Origin of the sequence: uncultured Parasphingorhabdus sp., from assembly GCF_963975555.1 — a bacterium.
Classification (GTDB): domain Bacteria; phylum Pseudomonadota; class Alphaproteobacteria; order Sphingomonadales; family Sphingomonadaceae; genus Parasphingorhabdus.
The window spans coordinates 1,030,557-1,053,107 of the sequence record NZ_CAXBHH010000001.1 but is presented as its reverse complement, the minus strand read 5'-3'; the positions used below and the strand labels follow the sequence as shown (position 1 = coordinate 1,053,107).

The window sequence follows — 22,551 nt, the reverse complement described above, 5'->3', positions numbered from 1 at the left end:
ATATGACCGACCCAATCACGAAATACCGCCGTATCGGCCTGATCCTCGCTTTTCTGATCTTCTTCATCGATCAGGCGAGCAAATTTGTCGTGATGCAACTGTTGCAGTTGCCGGTCCGCGGCACGATCGAGCTGATCCCGTTTTTCAACCTGACCTGGGCGGAAAATTACGGCGTTTCGATGGGCTTTCTCACCGCTTCGACCGATTTTCAGCGCTGGGCGCTGGTCACGCTGACCGGCCTGATCGGGATTGCCGTGTTCATCTGGATGAACAAGGAAAAGGCGAAATGGGACATTATCGCGCTCGGCATGGTGCTGGGCGGTGCGATGGGCAATATCGTCGACCGCGCGCGGCTCGGCTATGTCGCCGATTTTGCCGATCTGCACATCGGCGAATTCCGGCCTTTCCTTATTTTCAACCTCGCCGATGCCTCTATCAGCATCGGGGTCGTTATCCTGCTTGCGCGCGCGCTGCTTATCCGCGAAAAGAAGACCGATACAAAAGACGATGTTCAGCTTGACGAAAGTTGACCTGTGACAGGAGCGCGCTATCAGGCTCCGTAAGAGATTTTTAAGGGATAATATCATGCGTAAATCCACCGTCGCCATCAGCCTTGTTTCGCTGGCCAGCTTGACCGCCTGCGGCTCCAGCGGGCTGTTTGACCGTGAGCGGCCGGATGAATTCGCAGTTTCGCGCCAGCCACCGCTGGTAATTCCGCCCGATTTCACGATGACCCCGCCTCAGCCGGGTGAGCCTCGTCCCCAGACCGGTGGTTTGCAGCAACAGACTCTGGAAGCCCTGTTCGGCGGTCCACAAGCGCGCAGCATCACCGAATCGGCGATTGTCGGTCAGGCCGGTCCCTCCGATGCCGGGATTCGCACATCGGTCGGTGATCCCGAAACGTTCACCGTCGACAAGGGCAGCGTAACCCGCGACATCATCGCCGCACCCGAAGGTGACGGACAGAATGCACAGGCTGCTACACCGAATTAACCGTTGATCTGCCCCGGAAGGGGTAGGATATTTCAAGCGAATTCGATCGATAAAGCCTTCTCCCTTGCGGGAGAGGGGCCAATATCCCATGCCGTAAATGGTTCACGTGGATATTAATCCGGAATAGCAATAACCTTGGTTCTGCTATTGGCGCCGCGAACAATATTCAACGATGTTTTGGGAAAACCGAGCGCTTTCGCCAGCAGCTTCAATACGGCCGCATTCGCCTTTCCGTCTTCAGGCGTGGCGGTAACGCGGACCAATAATATACTGGCCGGCCCGGCTTCTCTCGGCATGGCAATGCTGTTTTCTCCGGCATTGGGCATGACTTTCACGGTCAGCTCACCGCCGCTGGCCAGCGCCAATATCTCTTCACGAGGCGGAAAATGGTTCTTTTTTGCCATAGGCTTCTGCGGTCAGTTTCAAATCGCCAACTCGGCCTGCTGATCCCGCCGGATTGGCACGGGGTCCGGGCTAGAATCGACTAGCGCGCCGCATTCCGCTCGCCGTCTATTGCCGGTATACTATCTTTTGCCTTTGCGCTTTTTCCGTTTCGCATAACGTTCGTCGCGGGCGGCCTTTTTCTCGGTTTCCGTCAATCCCAGTGCGAGCTTCGGCTTTGCCTTTTCTTTCGCGGCTTTCCGGTCTGCCTTCATTTGCTCGAATGCAGCGCGCTTCTCTTCGCGGGCAATCGCCTGTTTTTCCTCACGCGCAAGCGCGGCTGCCTTGCGTTCGGCAATGACTTCGGGACTTAGAGGAGCCTTGGCCTTCATTTTTTTGAGTGCGGCCTGCTTGGCTTTGGCTGCCATTTGAGTGCGTTCTTGAAAAGTCGGTTCTGAAAATGGCGGCATCTGAGTTCATTATTCCTTGATTGGGTGATGTGGCTTAAACATCGATGTTTCGCGAAAAGCGTGGCAAGCCGTACAATCTTTAAAGCAATCGGGCAAGTTTTAGCAACCGCGCCGGATTTTCGACTATCAGCCATGACGGTCAAAGCCCCGCTGAGCTGCCGGACCTCACAATTTGCCTTATCCCCGTGATCGACAAGATTTAGGTCGCAAGTTTGATAGAACAGGCTAATATTCGTGCCGTGTGTATCGTTGCATTTGCCTGGAAAGCCCATCCCAGATGGCCATTGATTGCCATCGGGAATCGCGATGAACTGCATGCCCGTCCAGCCGATGGCGCGCACCGTTGGGAAAAACCGGATCATCTATTGGCTGGCAGGGATAAGCTCGCCGGTGGAACCTGGCTCGGTATTTCCGAACAGGGACGTTTGGCGGTGGTCACCAATTTATACGGCTTCGGCCCGCCGGATCCAGACCGGGCATCGCGCGGCGATTTGCTGAAGGACTATCTGTCGGGCAGCGGTCCCTATGCGGATATCGGCGCTGCAGACTATGCAAATTTCAAGCCGTTCAACCTGATCACCGTGACACCGGACGAGGCGCTGATGCACAGCAACCGGCCCGACAAGACGGTAAAGATGCTGGGTCACGGCATTCACGGATTATCGAACGGCCCCGTCGACCAACCGTGGCAAAAGTCGCCCCATCTCAACCAATCATTGGCAAAGTGGATTGCAACAGGGTCCGATGATCCGGCTTTGCTGTTTGACGGTCTGCTCGACCGGCACAGTTACGAACCGAAAGAGCCTTCCCGGCCTTCGCCGCAAGCGGGACCGGAGCCGCGCAACTCCGCCATATTCATATTGAACCCGGTGTACGGGACCCGTTGCAGCACCGTCGTGGCGATTGACCACAGCGGCAAGGGAGTTTTCCTTGAGCGCCGGTTCGCGGCATCGGGCTCCGTTGTCGGGGAAAGCCGCCTGTCCTTTTCCTGGCCCGCTGCGTAATGATCTGCGGATTATCTGATCGCTGGCAGGGCCGGGACCTGGTTATTCCTACCACATAAAAAGACGTTAGCCGGCGGGCTTCGCCAGATGGCGTCTCGCCTTAAGTTTCAGAAGATTTACCGTCAAGTACATCATGATACATTTTAAAGCTGACAAATCCCAGGGACAGTTTCCTCCAGACCAGCGCGAAGTTAGGGCGCGGAAGCTGATTCATGTCGAACTGGAACGGGAATTTGGCCCTGCCTTTCCCGCCATCGTCACCAATTTATCCGGGAACGGAATGGGGGGCCACACCGAAGGGCACCTCAGCCCGTTTGAAGTGATCACCATCATAAAAAAGGGCTATGGCCGAATTTCCGGCGAAGTCCGGTGGACCGAAGGCGAGAATTTCGGAATTTTATTTGCCGAACCCGTCGATATCGACCTGTTCGATTTCTCCGAGCAAAACAAACAGGAACAACTCGTTCCAAAGGCCAGCGAAGATGAAGTCTGGCGCGGCTTTGAAGCACCCAGGTCGATCAGACGACCCGGCGTAACCAACCAATATTCGGATAGCTAACGCCCGATCGGCTGGTCACTCCAGGTCACAAATCCCTAATGGCGAAAATGCCGCATACCGGTGAACAGCATCGCCAGACCCGCTTCGTCCGCAGCCGTGATCACTTCATCATCACGGATTGATCCACCCGGTTGAATGACCGCCGTTGCGCCCGCTTCGACTGCGGTCAGCAGCCCGTCAGCGAAGGGGAAGAAAGCATCCGAGGCGACCGACGAACCGATCGTGCGGGTTTCGCTCCAGCCCGCTTTTTCCGCTGCATCCTTGGCTTTCCACGCAGCAATACGCGCCGATTCCATCCGGTTCATCTGGCCTGCGCCGACACCGGCGGTCGAGCCGCCCTTGGCATAGACAATCGCGTTGGATTTGACATGTTTGGCAACCGTCCAGGCGAACAGGCAATCGGCCATTTCCTGCTCGGTTGGCTGACGCTTGGTGACGCATTTCAGGTCAGCCTGGGCGATCTGGCCATTGTCCCGGGACTGCAGCAGGAAGCCGCCGGCAATGGATTTGAACCCCATGCCGCTGCGCTTTGGATCCGGCAATTCACCGGTGAGCAACAGGCGCAGGTTCTTCTTCTTGGCAAAGATTTCTTTGGCCTCGTCATTTGCGCTTGGTGCGCAGACGACTTCAGTAAAAATACCGGTCATCGCTTCGGCGGCCGGGCCATCGAGTGGCCGGTTGACCGCGATGATGCCGCCGAATGCCGAGACGCTGTCGCAGGCAAGCGCCGCTTTATAAGCGTCGAGGATATTGTCTGCGCTGGCGACGCCGCAAGGATTGGCGTGCTTGACGATCACCACTGTAGGCGGACCGTCGCGAAATTCGCTGACCAGTTCGAGCGCTGCATCCGCGTCGTTATAATTATTATAGCTCAGCGCCTTGCCCTGTAGTTGCTCTGCCTGCGCGATACCGCTCGCGGATGGGCCGTCGGGCAGATAAAGCGCAGCACTCTGGTGCGGATTTTCGCCATAGCGCAACTCGACCGGACGGCTCATCGTGATCGGCAGCGTATCAGGGAACGTCTTGCCCTGATCGGCAAAACCGAACCATTGCGCGATCATGCTGTCATAGCTGGCGGTCGCGGCAAAAGCCTTGGCAGCCATATTCTTGCGGAAGTCTATCGACGTCCCGCCGTCGTTCTGCTGCAGTTCCGCCAGCAATGTCGCATAGTCGGAAGGATCGGTGACGATGGTGACGAAATCGTGATTCTTAGCCGCGCTGCGCACCATGGAGGGTCCGCCGATATCGATATTCTCGATAATCTCGTCGCGTTCCGCGCCTTTGGCAACGGTCTGGGCAAAGGGGTAGAGATTGACGATCACCAGATCAATTCCGGCGATATCATGTTCTTCCATCGAAGCGACATGTCCGGCATCATCGCGCCGGGCAAGCAGGCCGCCATGGACCTTGGGGTGGAGGGTCTTGACCCGGCCATCCATCATTTCGGGGAAATTGGTAACGTCGGAAATATCCGCGACCTCGAGGCCAGCTTCGCGCAGAGCCTTGGCCGTGCCGCCGGTCGAGATAAGCGCAACGCCCATCGCCGCAAGCTGCTTGCCGAGATCGGCGAGGCCGCTCTTGTCCGAAACCGACAAAAGCGCGCGTTTGATTTTGATATTTTCCGTCATTTCTACCCCATATGTTTGAGCAGCCAGCCGGTGGCGCCGCCACCCCTGCCCACTGCTCCGGTGATCACCATCTGTCTGACCTCATGGCCTATGCCCATGCCGTCGACCCAGACGCTCTCCTCCAGTTGAATTTCTCCGCTGGTCGAGCGGAATTGCCATAAATTTCCATCTTTCAGACGCAAGAGCACGCCCTTGCCTTCCGAAATAAGATCGCTTTCGATATCCGGCCCGAGATGGAATCGCAGGGCATATTGGATATCGTCCTTGCGGCGCCTACGCTTCTTGCCATCGGGGATCAACATATCCTCGCCGCGTAATTCCAGACCGTCGGAGCGCTGCAGCAACAGCCGTTTGTGGATCAGACCAAAGCGCCGGGCATAGCCGTCATGGCTGGCCTCGAGCCGGGTCGCGTTTTCGACATCGCGGCGGAACAGCTCGACTTCGCTGACCCCGCGGCCAAGCTTGCCATCGGCCAGTATCGAGGTGCTGTTGCTGTCGGCGATGCACAATGTGCTGTGCGCAGCGGTGGTCCGCAGGCCGCGTGCCAGCGCTGCCGGTATCGTCGCGCCGACCAGCCCTGCCCCACCGCAGTTGCTGATGATCCGGCAATCGCCGTTGGAAAATTCAAAAGCCAGCGTTGAGGCGCAACCGGCCACCGCCATCCGCGCAATTGGTGGCGGAGCGGCGTCGAGGATCAGCACCGAACGTCCGGATGACACGCGCTGATAGCCCCATTCGCGTGCTTGCCGCAGCGGTCTGGCGCGCACGCCGCTGGCTTCGACCACTTGTGCGATCTGTTCCGCTGACGTCGCGCCGCTGCCCTGCCAATTGCCCAGCGTTCCGTCAAAATGGGTGAGCGCGGTGAGCGGCGGCACCGCTTTGTTCAGCGCGTCCTCGAGAAACAGCGGAGCGTCTTCCTTGCGCGCGATATAAACCTGTTTGAGCATCGATAGCAGGATCACCGCGTCCATCTGGTTGAGCGGCGAACGCGACACGGTTCCGCCATCGGCAAAGAAAAATTCGCCCATCGCCTTTTCGAGACCCGCTTCGCCAACGATCTGGCGCACGCGACCTTCGGGCAGCAGCAGGGAGGCCGCAACAACCCCGCTCCACGCCACCAAACGACCGAGACTGGAGTGCGCCTTGTCCGCAGTCCGGTCGAGATGGCGGGCGGTGCGGGCGATATTGTTGAGCAGCTTCGAACGGTAGATCAGATCACGGGAGGAGAGGATCAGCGGCGCATGGCTGGCCCAGATCAGCAACCGCCAGCCGCAATTGTCCGGTCGCCACGCAGGCTGCCGGATAACGCCGCCATTGGCATCGAGCCACTGGTTCATCAGCTTTTCCGCCACCGGAACCGCCTGATCGCGAGACGCGGCGGTGTCGAGATCGCGGAGCCACTGGAAACGGTGAACATAATCCTCAAACTGCGGGGGCAGTTTGAGCTCGGCAAAATCTATATTTTCGTGCTTTTTCTTGAGACCGCGGAACAGGAAATATCCGGCACGGACCGCCATGCCCTGCACCCGGTCGCCTTCGACCGGATCGACCGGCACCGCGAGCAGCCGCAAGGGCAATTTTCCGGACAGTCGCAGCCGGTGCAGCGGCATCCGCCAGGTCATCCGGTAGTAGAGCATCGTCGCCTGTTCGGCGAGCGACTGGCCGCGATCGCGGTCGTGGCGCAAAGTCAGACTGCGGCCTTCGCCTGCCGCTTCACTTTCGTCATGGGTGGCCGGATCGTCCGGATCGCTATCGCCGAGGTCAAGCCGGTCAGGCTTGTCGGTGATCATTCACCCCTCAGGCCGCTGATATTGGCTGCATATTGATCCGGCCCGCCTCTGAAGGTCGCGGTGCCAGCGACCAGTGTATCGGCACCGGCGGCAATCGCCTTCGGCGCGGTGGTAAGATCGATACCGCCGTCCACTTCCAGCCTGATATCCTTGCCGGTGTCGGTGATCCGCTTGCGGATCGCCTCGATCTTACGCAACTGGCTGTCGATAAAACTCTGCCCGCCAAAGCCCGGGTTGACGCTCATCACCAGGATCAGGTCAAGATCGTCGATCAGATAGTCGAGTATGTCGAGTGGAGTTGCCGGATTGAGCACTAGCCCGGCCTGTTTGCCGAGCGAGTGGATGGTCTGCACCGTGCGGTGCGGATGCGCGCCTGCTTCCGGGTGGAAGGAGATGATATCCGCGCCTGCCTCGGCAAAGGCCTCGAGAAACTGGTCGACCGGCGAAATCATCAGATGGACATCGAACGGCTTGGCGCTGTGCGGCCGCAGCGCTTTGACCACCGCGGGACCGATGGTGATATTGGGGACGAAATGGCCATCCATCACGTCGACATGGATCCAGTCACAACCGGCTTTGTCGATGGCCTGCACCTCTTCACCCAGACGGGCAAAATCGGCAGAAAGGATAGATGGGGCAATACGGATGCTGTCGGACATGGATCTTCCTTAATCTGCGCCAGCCTCTATAATTTTTGGCCAGTGCAAGCAAGGCGCGTTTCTGACCATGCCACAGTCGCTTGTGGACAGATTGGGGACAGGTTCACAATATATAGAAAATCATGCTTTCCGGCGCAGACGCGCGATGAAGAAACCGTCCACATGCCCCTGTTCGGCCAGTGTCGTCGGCAGCGTGCGAACGCAACCGGATTCGGCTGGCGCCAGACCGGTCGGCAGCTCGTCGGCACTGACCGGATCGATCGCAAACTGGTCGTGCCGTTCAAGAAATGCCTCGATCTGCTCTTCGCCTTCCTCGGGCTCCAGCGAACAGACCGCATAGACCAGAGTTCCGCCGGGTTTAACCCAGCGAGCAGTCCGGTCGAGCAAGGCGCGTTGCACCTCGGCCCGGTCGGCGATCTGGCGCGCGCCGATACAATGGAGCACATCGGGGTGGCGCCGAAAAATGCCGGTGGCGCTGCATGGCGCGTCGAGCAGGACGGCATCGGCGGGTTCCGCCGGCTCCCAGTCCATCAGGTCGGCGATCACTTCTTCGGCCTGCAGATTTGTCCGTTTCAGATTGTCCTGAAACCGCTCCATTCTTTTAACATTATTATCGACCGAGATGACTTTCCAGCCAGCGCTGGCCAGCTGCATGGTCTTGCCGCCGGGGGCAGCGCAGAGGTCAAATATCGTCCGGCCCTCGCCGTCGCCAAACAATCGCGCGGGGATTGAAGCGGCCAGATCCTGCACCCAGAAACGACCTACTTCAAATCCGTCGAGGCCAGTGATTGGAAGATTTGGAAGTATCCTGAGATGTTTCGGGGCCAGTTTCTCGCCTTCCAGCGCACCGACGTCGTTAGACTGGAAGCTGAGGTCGAGCGGCGCGGGCTTGGCCCACGCTTTGCTCGCCGCATTGGCGACATCCTCGCCCCAATTATTGGTCCATCGATCCAGCGTTTCGCCTGGAATTTCCGGAAATTCGGGGAGTTTCAGCTCGCCGGATTCAACACCGCGCATCACGGTCGAAAATACGCCGTGCACCAGCCGGCGGGGACCGCCGTGGACCAGCGGCAAAGCGGTGGAAATCGCGGCATGTTGCGGCGTGTCCAGGATCAGCACCTGCGCTAGGGCAATGCGCAGCGCCATCCGCGGCTTGGCATCGTCGGCCAGCCGGTTACGAGTCGCGCTGTCAATCATCGCATCGAGCGCGGTCATCCAGCGCAGGACATTGGCGGCGATATTATGGGCCAGCGACTTGTCGGACGGATTGGACAATTTCCCCGTCGCAGCGGACATCGCCTGATCCAGCGTCTCGCCCCGCCGGCAAACGGCGTCGAGCAGGCGAATGGCGGACTGGCGCGTAGCGAGGCCGGGGATTTTATTATTGGGTTCGTTCATTTTTCGATTCCGCACTGGCTTGCCGCTCAAATCAGCGGCGCGCGCAAACCGGATGGTTCGCGCTGCCTGACCGCATAGACGCTCCCGCGTTTCGATCAAGCTTTTGGATTGGGTCCACCATATGCAAAACAGGCGGACATTTCATATATACTGGCCGTCGATCGACCTGTGGCGCAATGGATAATGGCGAGTATTAACCTCGATGCCTCGTCCAGGCAGAAGAACAGCTTTGGCCGCACCTGACCTAATCGAGCCTCATCTACCAATTGAGTGTAAGCCGCGCGTATCAACACATAGGCCTTATTTCAAAAGTCGCTGCATCAACATCATTAACGGTGAACCCTTGTGTCGATACGCAGGTCCCCGCGGCCACAAAGTTCACAGACTTGACTCTGGTATGCTTTGTATTGCATTGGCGGACACTTGGGGTCGCGCTCACTATTCATCAAATATTAGAATGAGATACAATATGAAAAAGACTTTCCTTTTTGCTGCTGTAAGCAGCGCCGCGCTTCTGGTTTCAGCATGCGGTGACAATGCAGCCGACGTCGCTGAAGGTGATACAGTCGTGTCTACCGACGAAACCACTGAAGTTGCGACCACCGAAGAATGCACGCAGGACACCATGATGGCCAAGGCGCAAGAACTGGGCACGAAGATGCAAGGCCTGGCCGGCGATCCGGAAGCAATGCAGAAAATGACCAGCAAGATGCAGGAAGTTCAAGAGAAGATGCAGGCAGGTGCTGCCGACGGAAGCTTTGGAATTGCCGAAGCTTGCGCTGTCTATGACGAGATGCTCGCCGAGTAATCCAAATCAGGCAAATCAATTAGGCACGGCAGAGATTCATCTCTGCCGTGCCGACATGAGCGAATGAAACGGGCTGGATTTGATCCAGCCTTTTTTTATGCGTTCAGCGGGGGGTTCTGCAGATATTGGTGCCACAGACGCTTCTCAGATCGTATCCGGGTCATGCATAGCCAGGAAATCATCCCCCGCCAAAGGTTGGGGAAGCGCTAGAATATAGACCACCCGATCTTTTACAGCACCCTCCGCATGGAGCGTTCTTGCCGGGATTATGATCTTGTCACCTGCCACAACCGGGGTTTGCTTGCCGCTCTCTGCGTCCAGAAAGTCAGTCTCCCCTTCCATGATATAGGCGTGCACTTCATCCAGGTGCCAATGTACCGGCAGCGCATCGGACGGTCCCGAAACGAATGTGGTGGGCCAGGTCTCGTTTGCTTTTACATCGTCGAGAACATCTGCCCGCGTCTTGAAGAATTGAGGAGAGAAGTGAAGTGGCATTTGTGACTCCTTGTTTTGAAGCTCGTGACTTGACTCTATGCATGATTATTGGTGTAGTAAATGCACAATATAGAACGATAATCATGAGGTAATTGCACGAATGGATTTGATGTCGTTTCGGATTTTTGTCAATTCGGTGAAATTGGGGAGCTTTGCTGCGGTCGCTCGTCAGATGGAGCTTGATCCGTCTACAGTCTCACGATCCATCACCAATCTGGAAGCCGAACTGGGGTTTCGGTTGCTTCAGCGCACGACCCGTATGTTAGCGCCAACCGAAGCCGGATCGCTCTATTTTGAACGCATTCAGGGCCTGCTCGAGAATTTTGATATTGCCAGTCAGGAAGCTCAGGATCTGGTCAATCAACCGCAGGGTAATATACGTGTTGCAGCTTGTACGTCCTTCGGCCCCCGTATCCTGGCGCCACTTTTGCCCAAGCTGATGGAGCGATATCCTGATCTGACAATCGAGCTTCTGTTGGCCGATCACCAAGTCGATATCATCAAGGAAGAAATCGATCTTTCGATCAGATTTGGTCTCAAGCCGACAGGTGATTTTGTTTCCGCTCAACTTACACCCCGAAGGTTTCGCATTTGCGCGAGCCCGGATTTTGTCCAAAAACATGGACGCCCTTCGCACCCTGATGACATCAGCGGCCTGGACAGCATTGTGTTTCGCATGCCGGGACAGACCAGCACATGGCGTTATCGTGACAAGGATGGAAATGTGGGAAACGTTACAGTTACTGGCAAACTCATCACGTCTCACGGCCTGACCATGACCGCTGCTGCTGTTTCAGGAATTGGCATCGCCATCCTTCCTGACTGGTTGTGCGCGCCCGAGCTGGAAGACGGACGACTGATCAACCTGTTCCCGCAGTTTGATTGCACGCCTTCAGAGTTTGATACAGCTGCGTGGCTTACTTATCCCAGCCGTCGCTATCTACCCCTGAAGGTCCGTAAATTCATCGACTTTCTGAATGTTGAGATTGGCGGTTATGCTTGATCAAGATTGCTCGCGTCGAGAATAGCCAAAGCTAAAGTCAACTTTCGGATAGGGCGGGAGTGAATTCCAGAAAGCAATTTTTGATTGCGGGCTCTCGTTAGCACGTCCGCCCATCCATGCGTGTTCGGCTGTACGCCAACGGCAGTGGGATGTGTTGGCGAACAGTCCAGACACCCTATCGCGTCGGGTCCAGCGCGCTCGGTTTACGCAAACGGCTCATGTCGCCCAGTTCGTCCGGCCTGCTCGACCAGCCGCCGGGACCACCGCCCATACCGCCATTCTGCGCTATTGCCTGCAAAGCCGCAATCCGGTCTTCGGTAGCGGGGTGGGTGGAGAACATCTGGCGGACACCGGCGGGGACAATATAAAGCTGCGCTGCTGCCGGGTTACGCTCGGCAACCGGATTGGGGATGCGGGCAGCCTCGCCGGAAATCTTGGCTAGCGCGGACGCCAGCGAGAGGGGCTTGCCGCTGATCTGTGCGGCTGCGGCATCGGCACCAAATTCGCGGGTGCGACTGATCGCCATTTGCACGATCATCGCAGCAAAGGGCGCGATCAGCACCGCCATGATCCCGGCGATACCGCGATTGCTGCGGAAGAACATGCCGAAATTGGCGAGCATCGATACCGCGCCGGCAATCGTCGCGACCATGGTCATGATCAGCGTATCGCGGTTTTTCACATGGCCGAGTTCATGCGCCATTACCCCTTCGATCTCGTCATGGCTGAGCATATTGAGCAGGCCGGTGGTGGCCGCAACCGCTGAATGTTCGGGATCGCGGCCGGTGGCAAAGGCGTTCGGCTGGGGCTGATCGACGATATAGACTTTTGGCATCGGCAGCTGGGCGCGCTGGGCGAGATTTTTGACCATCTTGTAGAATTCGGGATGGCTGGACGCGTCAACCTCCACCGCATTGTGCATTTTTAACACGATCTTGTCGGCGTTCCAGTAGGTGAACAGGTTCATCCCCGCCGCGACCACCAAGGCGATAATCGCGCCCCCGCTGCCCCCCAGCGAATAGCCCAGGACCATGAATAATGCGGTCAGCGCCGCCAATAGCATGGTTGTCTTCATGAAGTTCATCGTCTGCACTCGCTTGATTATATTGGTCCTAGCTTCAATATAGGGTCAGAAGCGGGACGATTCAAATTGGCGGACAGGCAAAAATATGACCGATAGCGATAGAAAAGCCGGTGAGCGGCCAGCCCATGTAAAGGCGCCCGCACATCTTTCTCCGAACAAGCCTGTGCCCCAGCCTGATCCGCTCGATAAAGCGGAAGAGATTGCCGGGAGAAAAGGCCCGACCCGCTATGGCGACTGGGAGCATAAGGGCATCGCCGTCGACTTCTAGTGCGCTTCGGCTGGTGCTATTGCGGAAGGTCCATGAATTCTGCGATCGCGGTAGCAGCACGTTGCGACGGAGGGTTGCCGCCATTCATATCAAAGGAATAAGCAAAGGCCGCCGTCTGGATCTGGCGATATGCGTCCGATAGCGGGGAGACCGCGTCCAGCGCCGCACCGAGACCGGCAAGGTCATCCAGCACCGGACCGAATGTCCAATGTTCATAATTGGCATTGCCCTGCCATTTCGCGTCGTGCGAGTTGAGGAAAATCGCCGGACGGGGTTTCTCGATATATTCGTAAATCTGGCTGCTGACGTCGCCGAGATAGATATCGGCGGCGCTTGTATAGGTCATATCGACGCTGCGGCTGCTGCCCGTGTCGATATGGATATGGTCGAGCGCGGCGAAACGCGGATCAATGCGCTGGCGAAATCGCAATATGCGATGCTCGACCGAGGCTAACAGCTTGCGCTGGAACAGCATGACATGCGGCGCAAAGATCAGATTATAATCATTCTGACTGGCGAAATAGTCGAGAATCTGCTCGCCGAAGCGGAACCAGGACGAGAGCATCGGATCGAAATGCGGGTTGTAGAGGACAACGGGCCTGTCATTGTCGAACAGCTTCACCGGCGGCCGGTTCGCGAAAGCCTCGAATTTGGGATAGCCGACAACGCGGTGATTGTCGGGGCGGATGACGCCAGCCGCCAGCATCCGGTCACGGGTCTTCTCGCCGGGCAGCAACACATAGTCGAAGAGACCGATTTCCTGAGAGAAGCCGATCGACCGGTCGCCCGCCCCATGGGGAAAATAAATCAGCTTTGGCTGATCTGACTGGCCTTTTTTCTTGAGAAAAGTCGTGGTGGTCTCCGGCACCACCAATGCATCGAAATGGCGGAACAATTCGGTGCTTCGCTTCAAACCGTTCAACCGGCTGAGCGGTACCATATTGCCCAGCATCTGCTCGACTAGCCGGATCCCTCTATTCGCCCGGATCGACCTGAAAACTGGCGGCGGCAAGCCGGGGTCGAGAAATTGCCTGACCGCATCGGCTTGCCGGTCACTGGAGGTGATGACTTCGACCTGTGCGCCCGGCGCGCGCCTTTGCAGCGCGGAGATGATGGGCGCGGTATGGGCGACCTGATGCAATGCGTCATGATTGAAAAGAAAGCCGATACGCCGGGGATGCGTCGATGGATCGGAGCTCATTTCCTTTCCATCGGATGCCCAACCTCATTTGTGCTCAAGCCATTGACCATAATGATCCCTCCCCCTTTTACAGTTCTTTGACAGTTTTTTTACGAAAGTCCACGAAGTCTCGATCCGGGACGGCGAGCGAACAAACGGAACGGGCCGAATCCAAGGCCCGCTTTGCAAAAGCGCTCGCTGCGGCTAACAAGCCTCAGCACAACCGGTTTTCGCAGGAAGCGATGGACCATATAAGGACGCCCGTGACCGCTGTTACAAAATCCGAGAATTTCCCCAATGATGAGCAACCCCGCAAGAAGCCGCTGTGGACGACCATCATATTGGCGGGCCAGCGCCCCGAAGGCGATCCGATGGCCGCTTATTGCAACGTCAAATATAAGGCGCTGATCCCGATCAACGGCCAGACCATGCTCGAACGGGTGACGCGCGCGTTGCTGGCCTCTCCCGATGTCGGTAACATCGTCATCATGGCCCAGTCGCCCGAAGATCTGCAATCCGGACTAACTCCTGATCTGGCAGGGCATGACAGTATCTCCTATGTCGCGTCCAGCGATGGCATTGCGACCAGCGTCCACCATGTTATCGGTACCGATATCGCGCCATGGCCGGTGCTGGTGACCACCGCCGACAATGCGCTGTTGACCGCAGAGATTCTCGATTGCTTCTTCGAGAGGCATAGCGGGCAGGATGTCGCGGTCGCCGTGGTCGAACGCAAGACAATGCTGGCCGCCTACCCCGACGCCCGACGCACTTGGCTGAAATTCCGCGGCGGCGCCTATAGCGGCGCCAATCTGTTCGCGCTGCACAATGAAGCCGCGAAGCCGGCGGTGGCTTTCTGGTCTTCGGTCGAGAAAGACCGCAAGAAGGGCTGGAAAATATTCGCCCGTTTCGGTCCCTGGCTGCTGCTGCGGGCGCTCAGCCGGACGATCAGTTTCAAAGGCGCGATGTCAGACGCGGGCCGGCGCATGGCCCTGCGGGCAGAACCGATCATATTGCCGATAGCGGAAGCTGCGATCGATGTGGACAAGCCGGATGATCTGGAACTGGTGACCGGGATTTTGGAGCGGCGTGAGGGCTGAGGCCGCGTGCCCGCCATGCCGCTCTGTTAAAACAGCCGCCACGCTCTCAATATTGGTTGATCGATGCTCTCCGGGCGGGAACGCTATTGCATTAATATATCACTTGTATAATAATACCTTCTCATATGGAGGTTCAGATGGTTTATATTCTAGGTGGCTGGCAGACCGATTTTGCTCAAAATTGGGAGCGGCAAGGCGAAGACATTGCCTCTGTATTTTCTGACACGCTCGACAAGGGCCTGACGCAAGCGAAGCTGGACGCGAAAGATATCGAAACCGGCCATGTCGGCAATTTTGTTGCGGAACTTTTTGCCGGACAGGGAATGCTCGGCGGATTTTTCGGACAGGCGCACCCCGCGCTCGATGGCCTTCCCACCGCACGGCACGAAGCGGCCTGCGCATCGGGCAGCGTCGCCATTCTTGCCGCCATGTCGGAAATAGAAGCCGGCCGCTATGATCTGGCGTGCGTCATGGGACTGGAACAGATGCGCAACGTGCCGGGGCGCGTCGCAGCCGATCATCTTGGCGCCGCCGCGTGGCGTGGACAGGAATATCAGGATGCGGACTATGTCTGGCCGCGGTCCTTCTCCGATCTCGCCGAGGAATATGAAACACGCTATGGTCTGGAATATGAGCATTTGATGCGGATTTCCGAGATTAATTTCGGCAACGCCAAGCGCAATCCCAACGCCCAGACCCGAGGCTGGGCCTTCACCGAAAAAAGCTTCACCGGCGATGATGAGGCCAATCCCGTCATCGAAGGCCGCACTCGCAAGATGGATTGCGGACAGGTGACCGACGGCGCTGCCGTCGTGTTTCTCGCATCGGAAAAACGGGCGCAGCAATATGCCGACGAGCATGGCGTAACTCTGGAAAGCCTGCCTCGCATTTCTGGCTGGGGCCACCGGTCTGCGCCGATTTCCTATAAGCAGAAAATCCGCAACAGCGCCGACGCTCCTTATGTTTTCCCTCAGGTTAAGCGGGCCGTCGACGAAGCCCGCGCGCGCGCCGGGGTGGGCGGTATCGAAGCCATCGACATGGTAGAAACCCATGATTGCTTCGCCATGACCGAATATATGGCGATCGATCATCTCGGGATAACCGATCCCGGCGAAGCATGGAAAGCGATCGAGGACGGCAGCATCGAAATGGGCGGCCGGATCCCGGTCAATCCATCCGGCGGCCTCATCGGTCTCGGCCATCCGGTCGGCGCCACCGGCGTTCGCATGGTCCTCGACGCCGCCAATCAGGTTACCGAAAAAGCCGGCGATTGTCAGGTCGAAGGCGCGCGCAGGGCGCAGACGCTGAATATCGGCGGGTCCACGACCACCACCGTCAGCTTCGTAGTCGAGCGCGAAGCCGCGTGATCGGCCGCCGCGAGGTCATCATCATGACAGCCGGCGCGGCCCTGACCGCGTGCTCAAAAAATATCATAATATCCGGAGAGAGTGACATGTCGAGCCGATTTGAACAGTTTAAAACCGTAATCGAAGCCTGGAAAAACAAGGATATCGATGCGGTCATTGATGCAATGAGCGACGATATTGTCTGGCATTATGCCGCCGCTATCGCACCACCGGTCCGGGGCAAGAAGGAAGCACGGGCCTTTCTCGAACGCTTTGGCGGGGTGATCGGCGAGGTCAAATGGCGTATTTTCGAAACTGCCGAAACCGCAGACCGCCTGTTCGTCGAAGGCGTCGATGAATATGTTACCAAAGACGGCGTTGCCGTCGCGGCGCCTTATGCCGGTGTCATTGAATATTCCGGCGACAAGATCAGCGGCTGGCGCGATTATGTCGACTCGGGTGCCATGAGCCAGATGAAGGCGGGCAACCCCTATCCCGAGCAAGTTAAAGAACTCATCGCCCGGCCAGCCCGGTAGGTCAGGTTGCAATGACAGATTTCAGAACCGCGCCGTTCCGCGACGCGGAATTCATGCCCGTTGATCTTGATGTGGACCGACAGGACGACGGGACCATCGTCTTCAAATCGAACATCCCGCTGCCCGATCGGGAAACCAATGTCGCGCGGGCTTTTTTCCAGAGCGCCGAGAAAAACGCCGGTACGATTGCGCTGGCGCAGCGCGACGCGAAGGGGGAATGGGAGACGCTGGACTATGCCACGTTCGGCCAGCGGATTGCTTCGCTTGCGACATGGCTGATCGAGAATGTACCGGTTGGGCGCGCTGTCATGGTGCTGGCGGAAAATTCGATCGATTCGGCGATTGTCAAATTCGCCTGCTATGCCGCGCGGGTCATCCATACGCCGGTCAGTCCGGCCTTTGCTCTGGCATCCGATTATGCGCGGCTTTCACATGTCGCCAAAATGACCAACCCCGCCTGCATTTTTGCGCCGGCGACGGCAGCTTTTGTCAAAGCAGTCGAGACGGTTCTGGCGGATGATGTCCCGATACTGACCGATAATCCGGACGGATTTTCCCGTCCCGCTACTTCGCTCGGCAAGATTTACGACATTGCTGCTACCGATGCGGTGCAAAAATCTATCGACGCAATCAATCCCGATGATGTCGCCAGCTATATGATGACATCCGGTTCTACCGGCCTGCCCAAGGTCGTCCAACTCAGCATGACCGCACTGGCCGCCAATACCGCGCAGACGATTGCCGCGATCGGCAAGGCAGCGGGATGGGATGATGTCATGCTCGACTGGCTGCCGTGGCATCATGCTGCGGGCGCCTCGGTATTGCGATCCTGCCTGGTCGAAGGCGGCACGCTTTATATCGACGCGGGCAAGCCTGCTCCCGGATTGTTCGACACATCGATCCGGAATTTGCGCGAAATCTCCGTCTGCTATTTCAACAATGTGCCCTCTGGCTATGCGATGCTGGTTGCAGCGATGGAGGAAGATCTCGAACTCCGCGCCAGCTTCTTCAAAAAAATGCGACTGATGCTATACGGCGGCGCGGGCCTGCCGCAAAATGTCTATGACCGGCTGCAGGAAATGGCGGTCGCGGAGACGGGCCACCGGATACATATGACTACCGGCTATGGCATGACCGAAACCGTCTCGGGCTGTCTGACCATCTATTTCCCGACCCGGAAAGTCGGGATCGGCCTGCCCTGCCCCGACGTCACGGTGAAACTGGTGCCGACCGATGGCCGTTATGAAGTCCGTCTCCGCGGTAGAAATCTGATGAAGGGCTATCTCAACGAACCGGAAAAAAATGCTGAGGTTTTTGACGAACAGGGCTTTTATAAAACCGGTGATCTGGCGCGCCTGATCAACCCGGACAATCTCGACGAAGGCCTCGCCTTTGCCGGTCGTCTGGCGGAAGAATTCAAATTGTCCAACGGCACATGGGTCTATGGCGGCGAACTGAGGGACAGTCTGCTGAAAGCGCTGGCTCCCGATATCATGGAACTGGTGCTATGCGACGCCAACCGGCCCTATCTGACGATGATGATCTGGCCCGGCCCGAAAGCCGATGCCGACGTTGGGCAGCGCATCGCCCAGAAATTGAAGGAATTTAACGCCAATCGCAGCGGCAAGTCGGCGACGATCCAGCGCTTCGCCTTGCTCGCCACCGCGCCTGATCCGTCGGCACAGGAAGTGTCCGACAAAGGCAGCATCAACCGACGCGCTGTGATCGAAAACCGCGGAGATATTGTCGAGCAGCTCTATGCCGACTCCCCGCCAGCCTCGATATTTTGCGTCGACACAAGCAAATAAGGAAATCCCATGAATCTGGTAACCATGTTGGCGTTGAACGCCGCATTATTGCTCACTTTGTTTTTCGCGCTCTGGCTGATTTTTCAGAAAACCCGGGATGTCACGCCGATTGACAGCGTCTGGGCGCTGGGGATGGTGGCGCTGGCGATCAGCAGCTTTTTCCTCGGCGGCGCGTCGGACGATCGCAAATATCTGTTGCTCGGCCTGTGCGCCGTCTGGGGAATCCGGCTGGGCGGTTATATGTTGTGGCGCTGGCGTGATCATGGCCCCGACCGGCGCTATGAAGCGATCCTCGGCAAAGCCAAGACGCACAAAGGCTGGGGCTTTGGTCAGGCAACCGCGCGGCTCGTCATCGCTCCGCAGGCGCCGATGCTGTTCATCGTCTGTCTGCCGGTGCAGCTCGGGCAAGCCGGACCACCGGTCCCGCTCGGTATGCTCGCGATGATCGGCGCTGCACTCGCCGTCGTCGGCATCATCTTTGAAACGGTCAGCGACTGGCAGCTTACGAAATTCAAGAAAAATCCTGATAATGCCGGAAAGGTCATGCAATATGGCCTGTGGCGCTACACCCGCCACCCCAATTATTTCGGTGACGCCTGCGTCTGGTGGGGATTGTTCCTGATCGCAGCGGAGACGCCTGCCGGCATATGGTCTTTCTTCGGTCCTGCCCTGCTCACCTGGACATTGATGAAATGGTCAGGCGCGCCGACGGTGGAAAACCGGTTGCACAAAACCAGAGAAGGCTATGCCGATTATGTGCGGCGCACGTCAGGTTTTATCCCGATGCCACCAAAAGCCAGCTGATCGCTATCCCCCGATAGCGGCCAGCCGTGCTTTGGCGGACATGAATTCACCTTCCAGCTGATCGGCAATGGTCGCGACCTGCTCGCGCCCCTTGACCGCCTGAATACCTTGGCCAGCAGCCCACAGGTCTTTCCAGCGCGTGCCAACGTCATCGCCGCCATAATTGCGGGTGGCCGGCTTGGTCAGATTGTCGAGATCATAGCCGTTGGCAAGCAGCGACGGGATCAGCCAGGACGCCGGTGTACCCGTGACACCTGCGCTGACGATCAGGTCGGTGGCGTCGCTATTGACCACCATATCTTTATAGTCATCGACCGCCATGCTCTCGTCTGCGGCGAGAAAGCGTGTTCCCATATAGACCAGATCGGCACCGGCTGCGACCGCCCCGGCGACACCAGCACCGTCGGATATCCCGCCACCGACGCAGACAATGCCGTCGAAAAATTCCCGGATCGCGGATATAAAGGCAAAGGGTGATAATTGCCCCGTATGCCCCCCTGCACCGGAGGATACCGCGACCAGTCCATCCGCGCCTGCAGCAGCAGCTTTCCTGCCGAGCGCAATCGTCACAATATCGGCCAGCACGATCCCGCCATATTCATGGACCACCGAAATGGCCGGTGCGGGGCTGCCCAAAGCGGTAATCACGATCGGCGGCTTGTGCTTGGCTACCAGCGCAAGATCGTCGGCCAGCCGGTCGTTGGTGCTATGGGTGACAAGATTGGCCGCCCAGATTCCAGCACAATCTTTCGTTTCGGCAACAATTTGCGTCATCCACTGGTCAAGCTGCTCCGTTGTCCGGCAATTGGGTGTGGGAAAGGCTCCGACCAGTCCGGCACGGGCAGCGGCAATGACCATCTCCGGCCCGGAAACCAGAAACATCGGAGCAACGGCCACCGGCAGGCGCAGGCGTTCGAGAATCGGATTCATCATGACAGTCTCTCCACAATCATCGCCACACCGACGCCTTGTGCGCCTGACGCCACGACCAGTCCATATTTGCCATTGGCTGCATCCAGAGCATCCAGCAAAGTGGATAATAAGATCGCACCGGTTGCACCCATCGGATGGCCCTTGGCAATATGACCGCCGCTGACATTCACCTTATCCATATCCGGCTGATAGTTACGGCGGAACAATGCATAAGGCACAGCGAAGGCTTCCATAAATTCTATGCGGTCCATCTGGTCGAGCGACAATCCGGCGTCTTCCAGTACCTTGTCCATCGCGACAAATCCGGCGGTCAGCGATTGCCGTGCGTTGCTGCCCGCATCGGCAAACGCAACCACCCGGGCACGGGGAGATTCAAATGCTTCGCGCCCTCCGACGACTGCCAACCCTGCGCCATCGGTCATCGGCGGCGCATTGGCGACCGTCATCCGCGGAGCCGAAGCTTCACCGGTCAGTGCGTGGGCATATTGTTTCGCCAACTCGCCAAAAGAAGCGGGCATTGCGGCAAGCTTTTCTCTCGTCGTCACCCGCACTGCTTCGTCATGGTCGAGACCGCCGATCGCGATACGGGATGCCTGCAAGCCACTATCCGTTTCCGCTTTGCCCGCCCGTGATTGCGAGAGATAACTGAGATCATCCATCTCCTCGCGCGTGACATCCATTTCCCCCGCCAGCAGATCGGCCGCGAGCACCACCGGAATATAACGGTCGATTGGCGCGAATGTCATGTCGGTATAATAATCCGCCTGATCGCCCATGAACGGAACATGCGACAACATTTCCACACCGCCCGCTAGGGCAATCCGGCTGTGTCCTGCCGCTACCGCAGAAACCGCCTGGCCGATCGCCGTCAATCCGGAGGCGCAGAAATTGTTGATTGTATGGGCGCTGCCGGTTTCCGGCAAACCGGATGCGATTTTCGTGACCAGCGCGATATGGCCGCCCTGGGCGCCGGTCTGCCCGACGCATCCCAGAGTCAGCTTGTCCACATCCGATCGTTCGACCGACCCGCGCTGCTCCACCGCATCGATCAGCGCACCGACCAGACCATAAGGGGTCTGTTTGGCCAGTCCGCCATCCGGGCGCGCCTTGCCGCGTACCGAGCGGACACAATCGCCGATAAAAATTTCCATGATTAAACTTTCTGTCGTTGCAAAGAAATCGAGGGCGGCTGAAAGGCGAAGAGCCCGGCCGGTGCAGCGATGACTTCAGGAATAGCGTTGATGGCGACCGCGCAGACGGCATCGGTCAGCGCACGAGACGGCGGCTTAGCCGGATCGGCCTCGGATATATCGAGGGTCATTTTGATATCGGGGCGGCCCTTGATATTCATGACCCAATGGCCTTGCCGGTCACCGTCATGCAGACTGCGATCCGCTGTCCAGATAATCGACAGCAGCAACTCTGTGCCATTCTCCAGATAGGCGGTCCAACGCCATTCAGTTGCAGCGACTGTATCTTTGGCAATTGTTCCGGCCGCCACGACAATATCACGCGGCGCTATGGTCAGCTGATGGTCCGGCTCTATAGCCGCTATTTTGCTGCCCAGATGATTGGCGCAGAAATACAGGATTTCCGAGAATAATGCGCCATAGAGTTCGCTGAGCGGGCCTTGGCGAATATCCTTTTCCGCCGGATCGGAGCCCAGCCCCATCAGGCCGAAGACAAATTCCGGACTGGCCATGGCGGATGCGTCGACGGTTTCGAAAATCTCGATCCGGTCCGTTTCGACTGACATCGCGCTAGCCGCCATCACCAGCCGTTCTGCGACCATTCCCGGATTGACTCCGACGCCGGCGAGGGTCGCATTCCCCCTGATCGCTGCGGCGCGTAGCGGCCCGGCATAGAGCTCTCCATGCGCGTCGGGCCAGTGAAAGCCCGCGGTGGAAATGACATTCTTGCCCGATTCCAGCAGGCGGACGACATCCGGAACAAGAGCCTCATAAGGCAATGTTATCCGCGGCATATGCAGCACCACATCAGCGTCCGTCCTGAGGATGTCGTCAATATTATTGGTGGCCAGAACGCCGGAAACAGGCCGTCTTGCAATTTCACCGACATCTATCCCGTGTTTCCTGGCAGAATAAACCAGCGTCCCGACCAGGTCCATATTGGCGTGATCGATCACCATCCGCATCGCGGTACGGCCCATCGACCCGCTGGCCCATTGCACGACGCGGATCGCTTCGCCTACATACATATATTCTGTTCCCGAAAAAGTTGCACTTGCCTGTTAGTATCTTTATGCAAGTTTATAAGGTCATCGTCAATTGGCCAGTTAAACCA

24 protein-coding genes are annotated in these 22,551 nt (G+C 57.8%); 12 read left to right on the top strand and 12 right to left on the bottom strand.

The genetic code is table 11. The annotated features are described in order from the left end of the window. Window positions 1–2: 2 nt before the first annotated feature. Both lspA and AAC060_RS05260 read left to right on the top strand, forming a co-directional pair. Window positions 3–530 (top strand): signal peptidase II, encoded by a 528-nt coding sequence (gene lspA / locus AAC060_RS05265; RefSeq protein ID WP_339823657.1) that lies wholly within the window; start codon window positions 3–5, stop codon window positions 528–530. Window positions 531–585: 55 nt separating this feature from the next. Next, the gene (locus AAC060_RS05260; RefSeq protein ID WP_339823655.1) at window positions 586–993 is read left to right on the top strand and encodes a DUF3035 domain-containing protein; all 408 of its coding nucleotides are present in this window, start codon (window positions 586–588) and stop codon (window positions 991–993) included. Between the two features lie 113 nt (window positions 994–1,106). On the opposite strand, the gene AAC060_RS05255 is transcribed toward AAC060_RS05260, so the two are convergent. Next, the gene (locus tag AAC060_RS05255) at window positions 1,107–1,397 is read right to left on the bottom strand and encodes a DUF167 domain-containing protein (RefSeq protein ID WP_339823652.1); all 291 of its coding nucleotides are present in this window, start codon (window positions 1,395–1,397) and stop codon (window positions 1,107–1,109) included. Window positions 1,398–1,517: 120 nt separating this feature from the next. Then, window positions 1,518–1,844 carry a DUF6481 family protein gene (locus AAC060_RS05250; protein ID WP_339823649.1) on the bottom strand — a complete coding sequence of 109 codons (327 nt, stop codon included), beginning with the start codon at window positions 1,842–1,844 and terminating at the stop codon, window positions 1,518–1,520. A 239-nt stretch (window positions 1,845–2,083) separates the two neighbouring features. Between AAC060_RS05250 and AAC060_RS05245 the strand changes: the two genes are divergently transcribed. Together AAC060_RS05245 and AAC060_RS05240 are read left to right on the top strand one after the other, a co-directional pair. Further along, window positions 2,084–2,848 (top strand): NRDE family protein, encoded by a 765-nt coding sequence (locus tag AAC060_RS05245; RefSeq protein WP_339823648.1) that lies wholly within the window; start codon window positions 2,084–2,086, stop codon window positions 2,846–2,848. Between the two features lie 133 nt (window positions 2,849–2,981). Further along, window positions 2,982–3,407 (top strand): hypothetical protein, encoded by a 426-nt coding sequence (locus AAC060_RS05240; RefSeq protein WP_339823646.1) that lies wholly within the window; start codon window positions 2,982–2,984, stop codon window positions 3,405–3,407. 35 nt (window positions 3,408–3,442) lie between these two features. Here the strand turns inward: AAC060_RS05240 and purH are convergent, their stop codons facing one another. From purH to AAC060_RS05220, 4 genes are all read right to left on the bottom strand, one after another. Further along, complete coding sequence (purH, locus tag AAC060_RS05235) at window positions 3,443–5,035, bottom strand: bifunctional phosphoribosylaminoimidazolecarboxamide formyltransferase/IMP cyclohydrolase (RefSeq protein ID WP_339823644.1); 1,593 nt, start codon at window positions 5,033–5,035, stop codon at window positions 3,443–3,445. Between the two features lie 2 nt (window positions 5,036–5,037). Then, window positions 5,038–6,825, bottom strand: coding sequence for a heparinase II/III family protein (locus AAC060_RS05230; RefSeq protein ID WP_339823642.1), 1,788 nt, complete (start codon window positions 6,823–6,825; stop codon window positions 5,038–5,040). Continuing rightward, window positions 6,822–7,484, bottom strand: a complete 663-nt coding sequence (gene rpe, locus AAC060_RS05225) for a ribulose-phosphate 3-epimerase (RefSeq protein ID WP_339823639.1) — start codon at window positions 7,482–7,484, stop codon at window positions 6,822–6,824. The genes AAC060_RS05230 and rpe overlap by 4 nt, the downstream gene beginning before the upstream one ends. A gap of 120 nt (window positions 7,485–7,604) precedes the next feature. Further along, window positions 7,605–8,882, bottom strand: a complete 1,278-nt coding sequence (locus tag AAC060_RS05220) for an RsmB/NOP family class I SAM-dependent RNA methyltransferase (RefSeq protein WP_339823636.1) — start codon at window positions 8,880–8,882, stop codon at window positions 7,605–7,607. Between the two features lie 469 nt (window positions 8,883–9,351). Between AAC060_RS05220 and AAC060_RS05215 the strand changes: the two genes are divergently transcribed. Continuing rightward, window positions 9,352–9,690 (top strand): hypothetical protein, encoded by a 339-nt coding sequence (locus AAC060_RS05215; RefSeq protein ID WP_339823633.1) that lies wholly within the window; start codon window positions 9,352–9,354, stop codon window positions 9,688–9,690. A gap of 144 nt (window positions 9,691–9,834) precedes the next feature. Here AAC060_RS05215 and AAC060_RS05210 read toward each other — a convergent pair whose 3' ends face one another. Next, window positions 9,835–10,185, bottom strand: a complete 351-nt coding sequence (locus AAC060_RS05210) for a hypothetical protein (RefSeq protein ID WP_339823631.1) — start codon at window positions 10,183–10,185, stop codon at window positions 9,835–9,837. Window positions 10,186–10,285: 100 nt separating this feature from the next. Here AAC060_RS05210 and AAC060_RS05205 point away from each other — a divergent pair, with 100 nt between their 5' ends. Then, complete coding sequence (locus tag AAC060_RS05205) at window positions 10,286–11,188, top strand: LysR substrate-binding domain-containing protein (protein WP_339823628.1); 903 nt, start codon at window positions 10,286–10,288, stop codon at window positions 11,186–11,188. A 175-nt stretch (window positions 11,189–11,363) separates the two neighbouring features. On the opposite strand, the gene AAC060_RS05200 is transcribed toward AAC060_RS05205, so the two are convergent. Next, entirely contained in the window at window positions 11,364–12,272 is a 909-nt protein-coding gene (locus AAC060_RS05200; protein ID WP_339823625.1) for a M48 family metalloprotease, read from the bottom strand. Window positions 12,273–12,357: 85 nt separating this feature from the next. On the opposite strand from AAC060_RS05200, the gene AAC060_RS05195 reads away from it, so the two are divergent. Further along, complete coding sequence (locus AAC060_RS05195; protein WP_339823623.1) at window positions 12,358–12,540, top strand: DUF1674 domain-containing protein; 183 nt, start codon at window positions 12,358–12,360, stop codon at window positions 12,538–12,540. A gap of 16 nt (window positions 12,541–12,556) precedes the next feature. Here the strand turns inward: AAC060_RS05195 and AAC060_RS05190 are convergent, their stop codons facing one another. Next, entirely contained in the window at window positions 12,557–13,741 is a 1,185-nt protein-coding gene (locus AAC060_RS05190) for a hypothetical protein (protein WP_339823621.1), read from the bottom strand. Between the two features lie 242 nt (window positions 13,742–13,983). Between AAC060_RS05190 and AAC060_RS05185 the strand changes: the two genes are divergently transcribed. The 5 genes from AAC060_RS05185 to AAC060_RS05165 all read left to right on the top strand — a co-directional run bounded on the left by AAC060_RS05185 (window position 13,984) and on the right by AAC060_RS05165 (window position 19,314). Then, entirely contained in the window at window positions 13,984–14,820 is an 837-nt protein-coding gene (locus AAC060_RS05185) for an NTP transferase domain-containing protein (protein WP_339823619.1), read from the top strand. A gap of 137 nt (window positions 14,821–14,957) precedes the next feature. Next, window positions 14,958–16,187 (top strand): acetyl-CoA acetyltransferase, encoded by a 1,230-nt coding sequence (locus tag AAC060_RS05180; protein ID WP_339823616.1) that lies wholly within the window; start codon window positions 14,958–14,960, stop codon window positions 16,185–16,187. An 86-nt stretch (window positions 16,188–16,273) separates the two neighbouring features. Further along, window positions 16,274–16,702: a limonene-1,2-epoxide hydrolase family protein gene (locus AAC060_RS05175; protein ID WP_339823614.1), complete on the top strand. Its 429-nt coding sequence runs from the start codon at window positions 16,274–16,276 to the stop codon at window positions 16,700–16,702. Between the two features lie 11 nt (window positions 16,703–16,713). Next, window positions 16,714–18,510 (top strand): AMP-binding protein, encoded by a 1,797-nt coding sequence (locus AAC060_RS05170; protein ID WP_339823613.1) that lies wholly within the window; start codon window positions 16,714–16,716, stop codon window positions 18,508–18,510. A 9-nt stretch (window positions 18,511–18,519) separates the two neighbouring features. Continuing rightward, window positions 18,520–19,314: a DUF1295 domain-containing protein gene (locus AAC060_RS05165; protein ID WP_339823610.1), complete on the top strand. Its 795-nt coding sequence runs from the start codon at window positions 18,520–18,522 to the stop codon at window positions 19,312–19,314. A gap of 3 nt (window positions 19,315–19,317) precedes the next feature. Here AAC060_RS05165 and AAC060_RS05160 read toward each other — a convergent pair whose 3' ends face one another. From AAC060_RS05160 to AAC060_RS05150, 3 genes are read right to left on the bottom strand one after another with little or no spacing between them, the layout of a single operon-like run. Continuing rightward, window positions 19,318–20,247 (bottom strand): nitronate monooxygenase, encoded by a 930-nt coding sequence (locus tag AAC060_RS05160; RefSeq protein ID WP_339823608.1) that lies wholly within the window; start codon window positions 20,245–20,247, stop codon window positions 19,318–19,320. Continuing rightward, window positions 20,244–21,398 carry a thiolase family protein gene (locus tag AAC060_RS05155; RefSeq protein ID WP_339823606.1) on the bottom strand — a complete coding sequence of 385 codons (1,155 nt, stop codon included), beginning with the start codon at window positions 21,396–21,398 and terminating at the stop codon, window positions 20,244–20,246. The genes AAC060_RS05160 and AAC060_RS05155 overlap by 4 nt, the downstream gene beginning before the upstream one ends. Before the next feature lie 2 nt (window positions 21,399–21,400). Continuing rightward, window positions 21,401–22,465: a hypothetical protein gene (locus AAC060_RS05150; RefSeq protein ID WP_339823604.1), complete on the bottom strand. Its 1,065-nt coding sequence runs from the start codon at window positions 22,463–22,465 to the stop codon at window positions 21,401–21,403. Window positions 22,466–22,551: the final 86 nt, after the last annotated feature.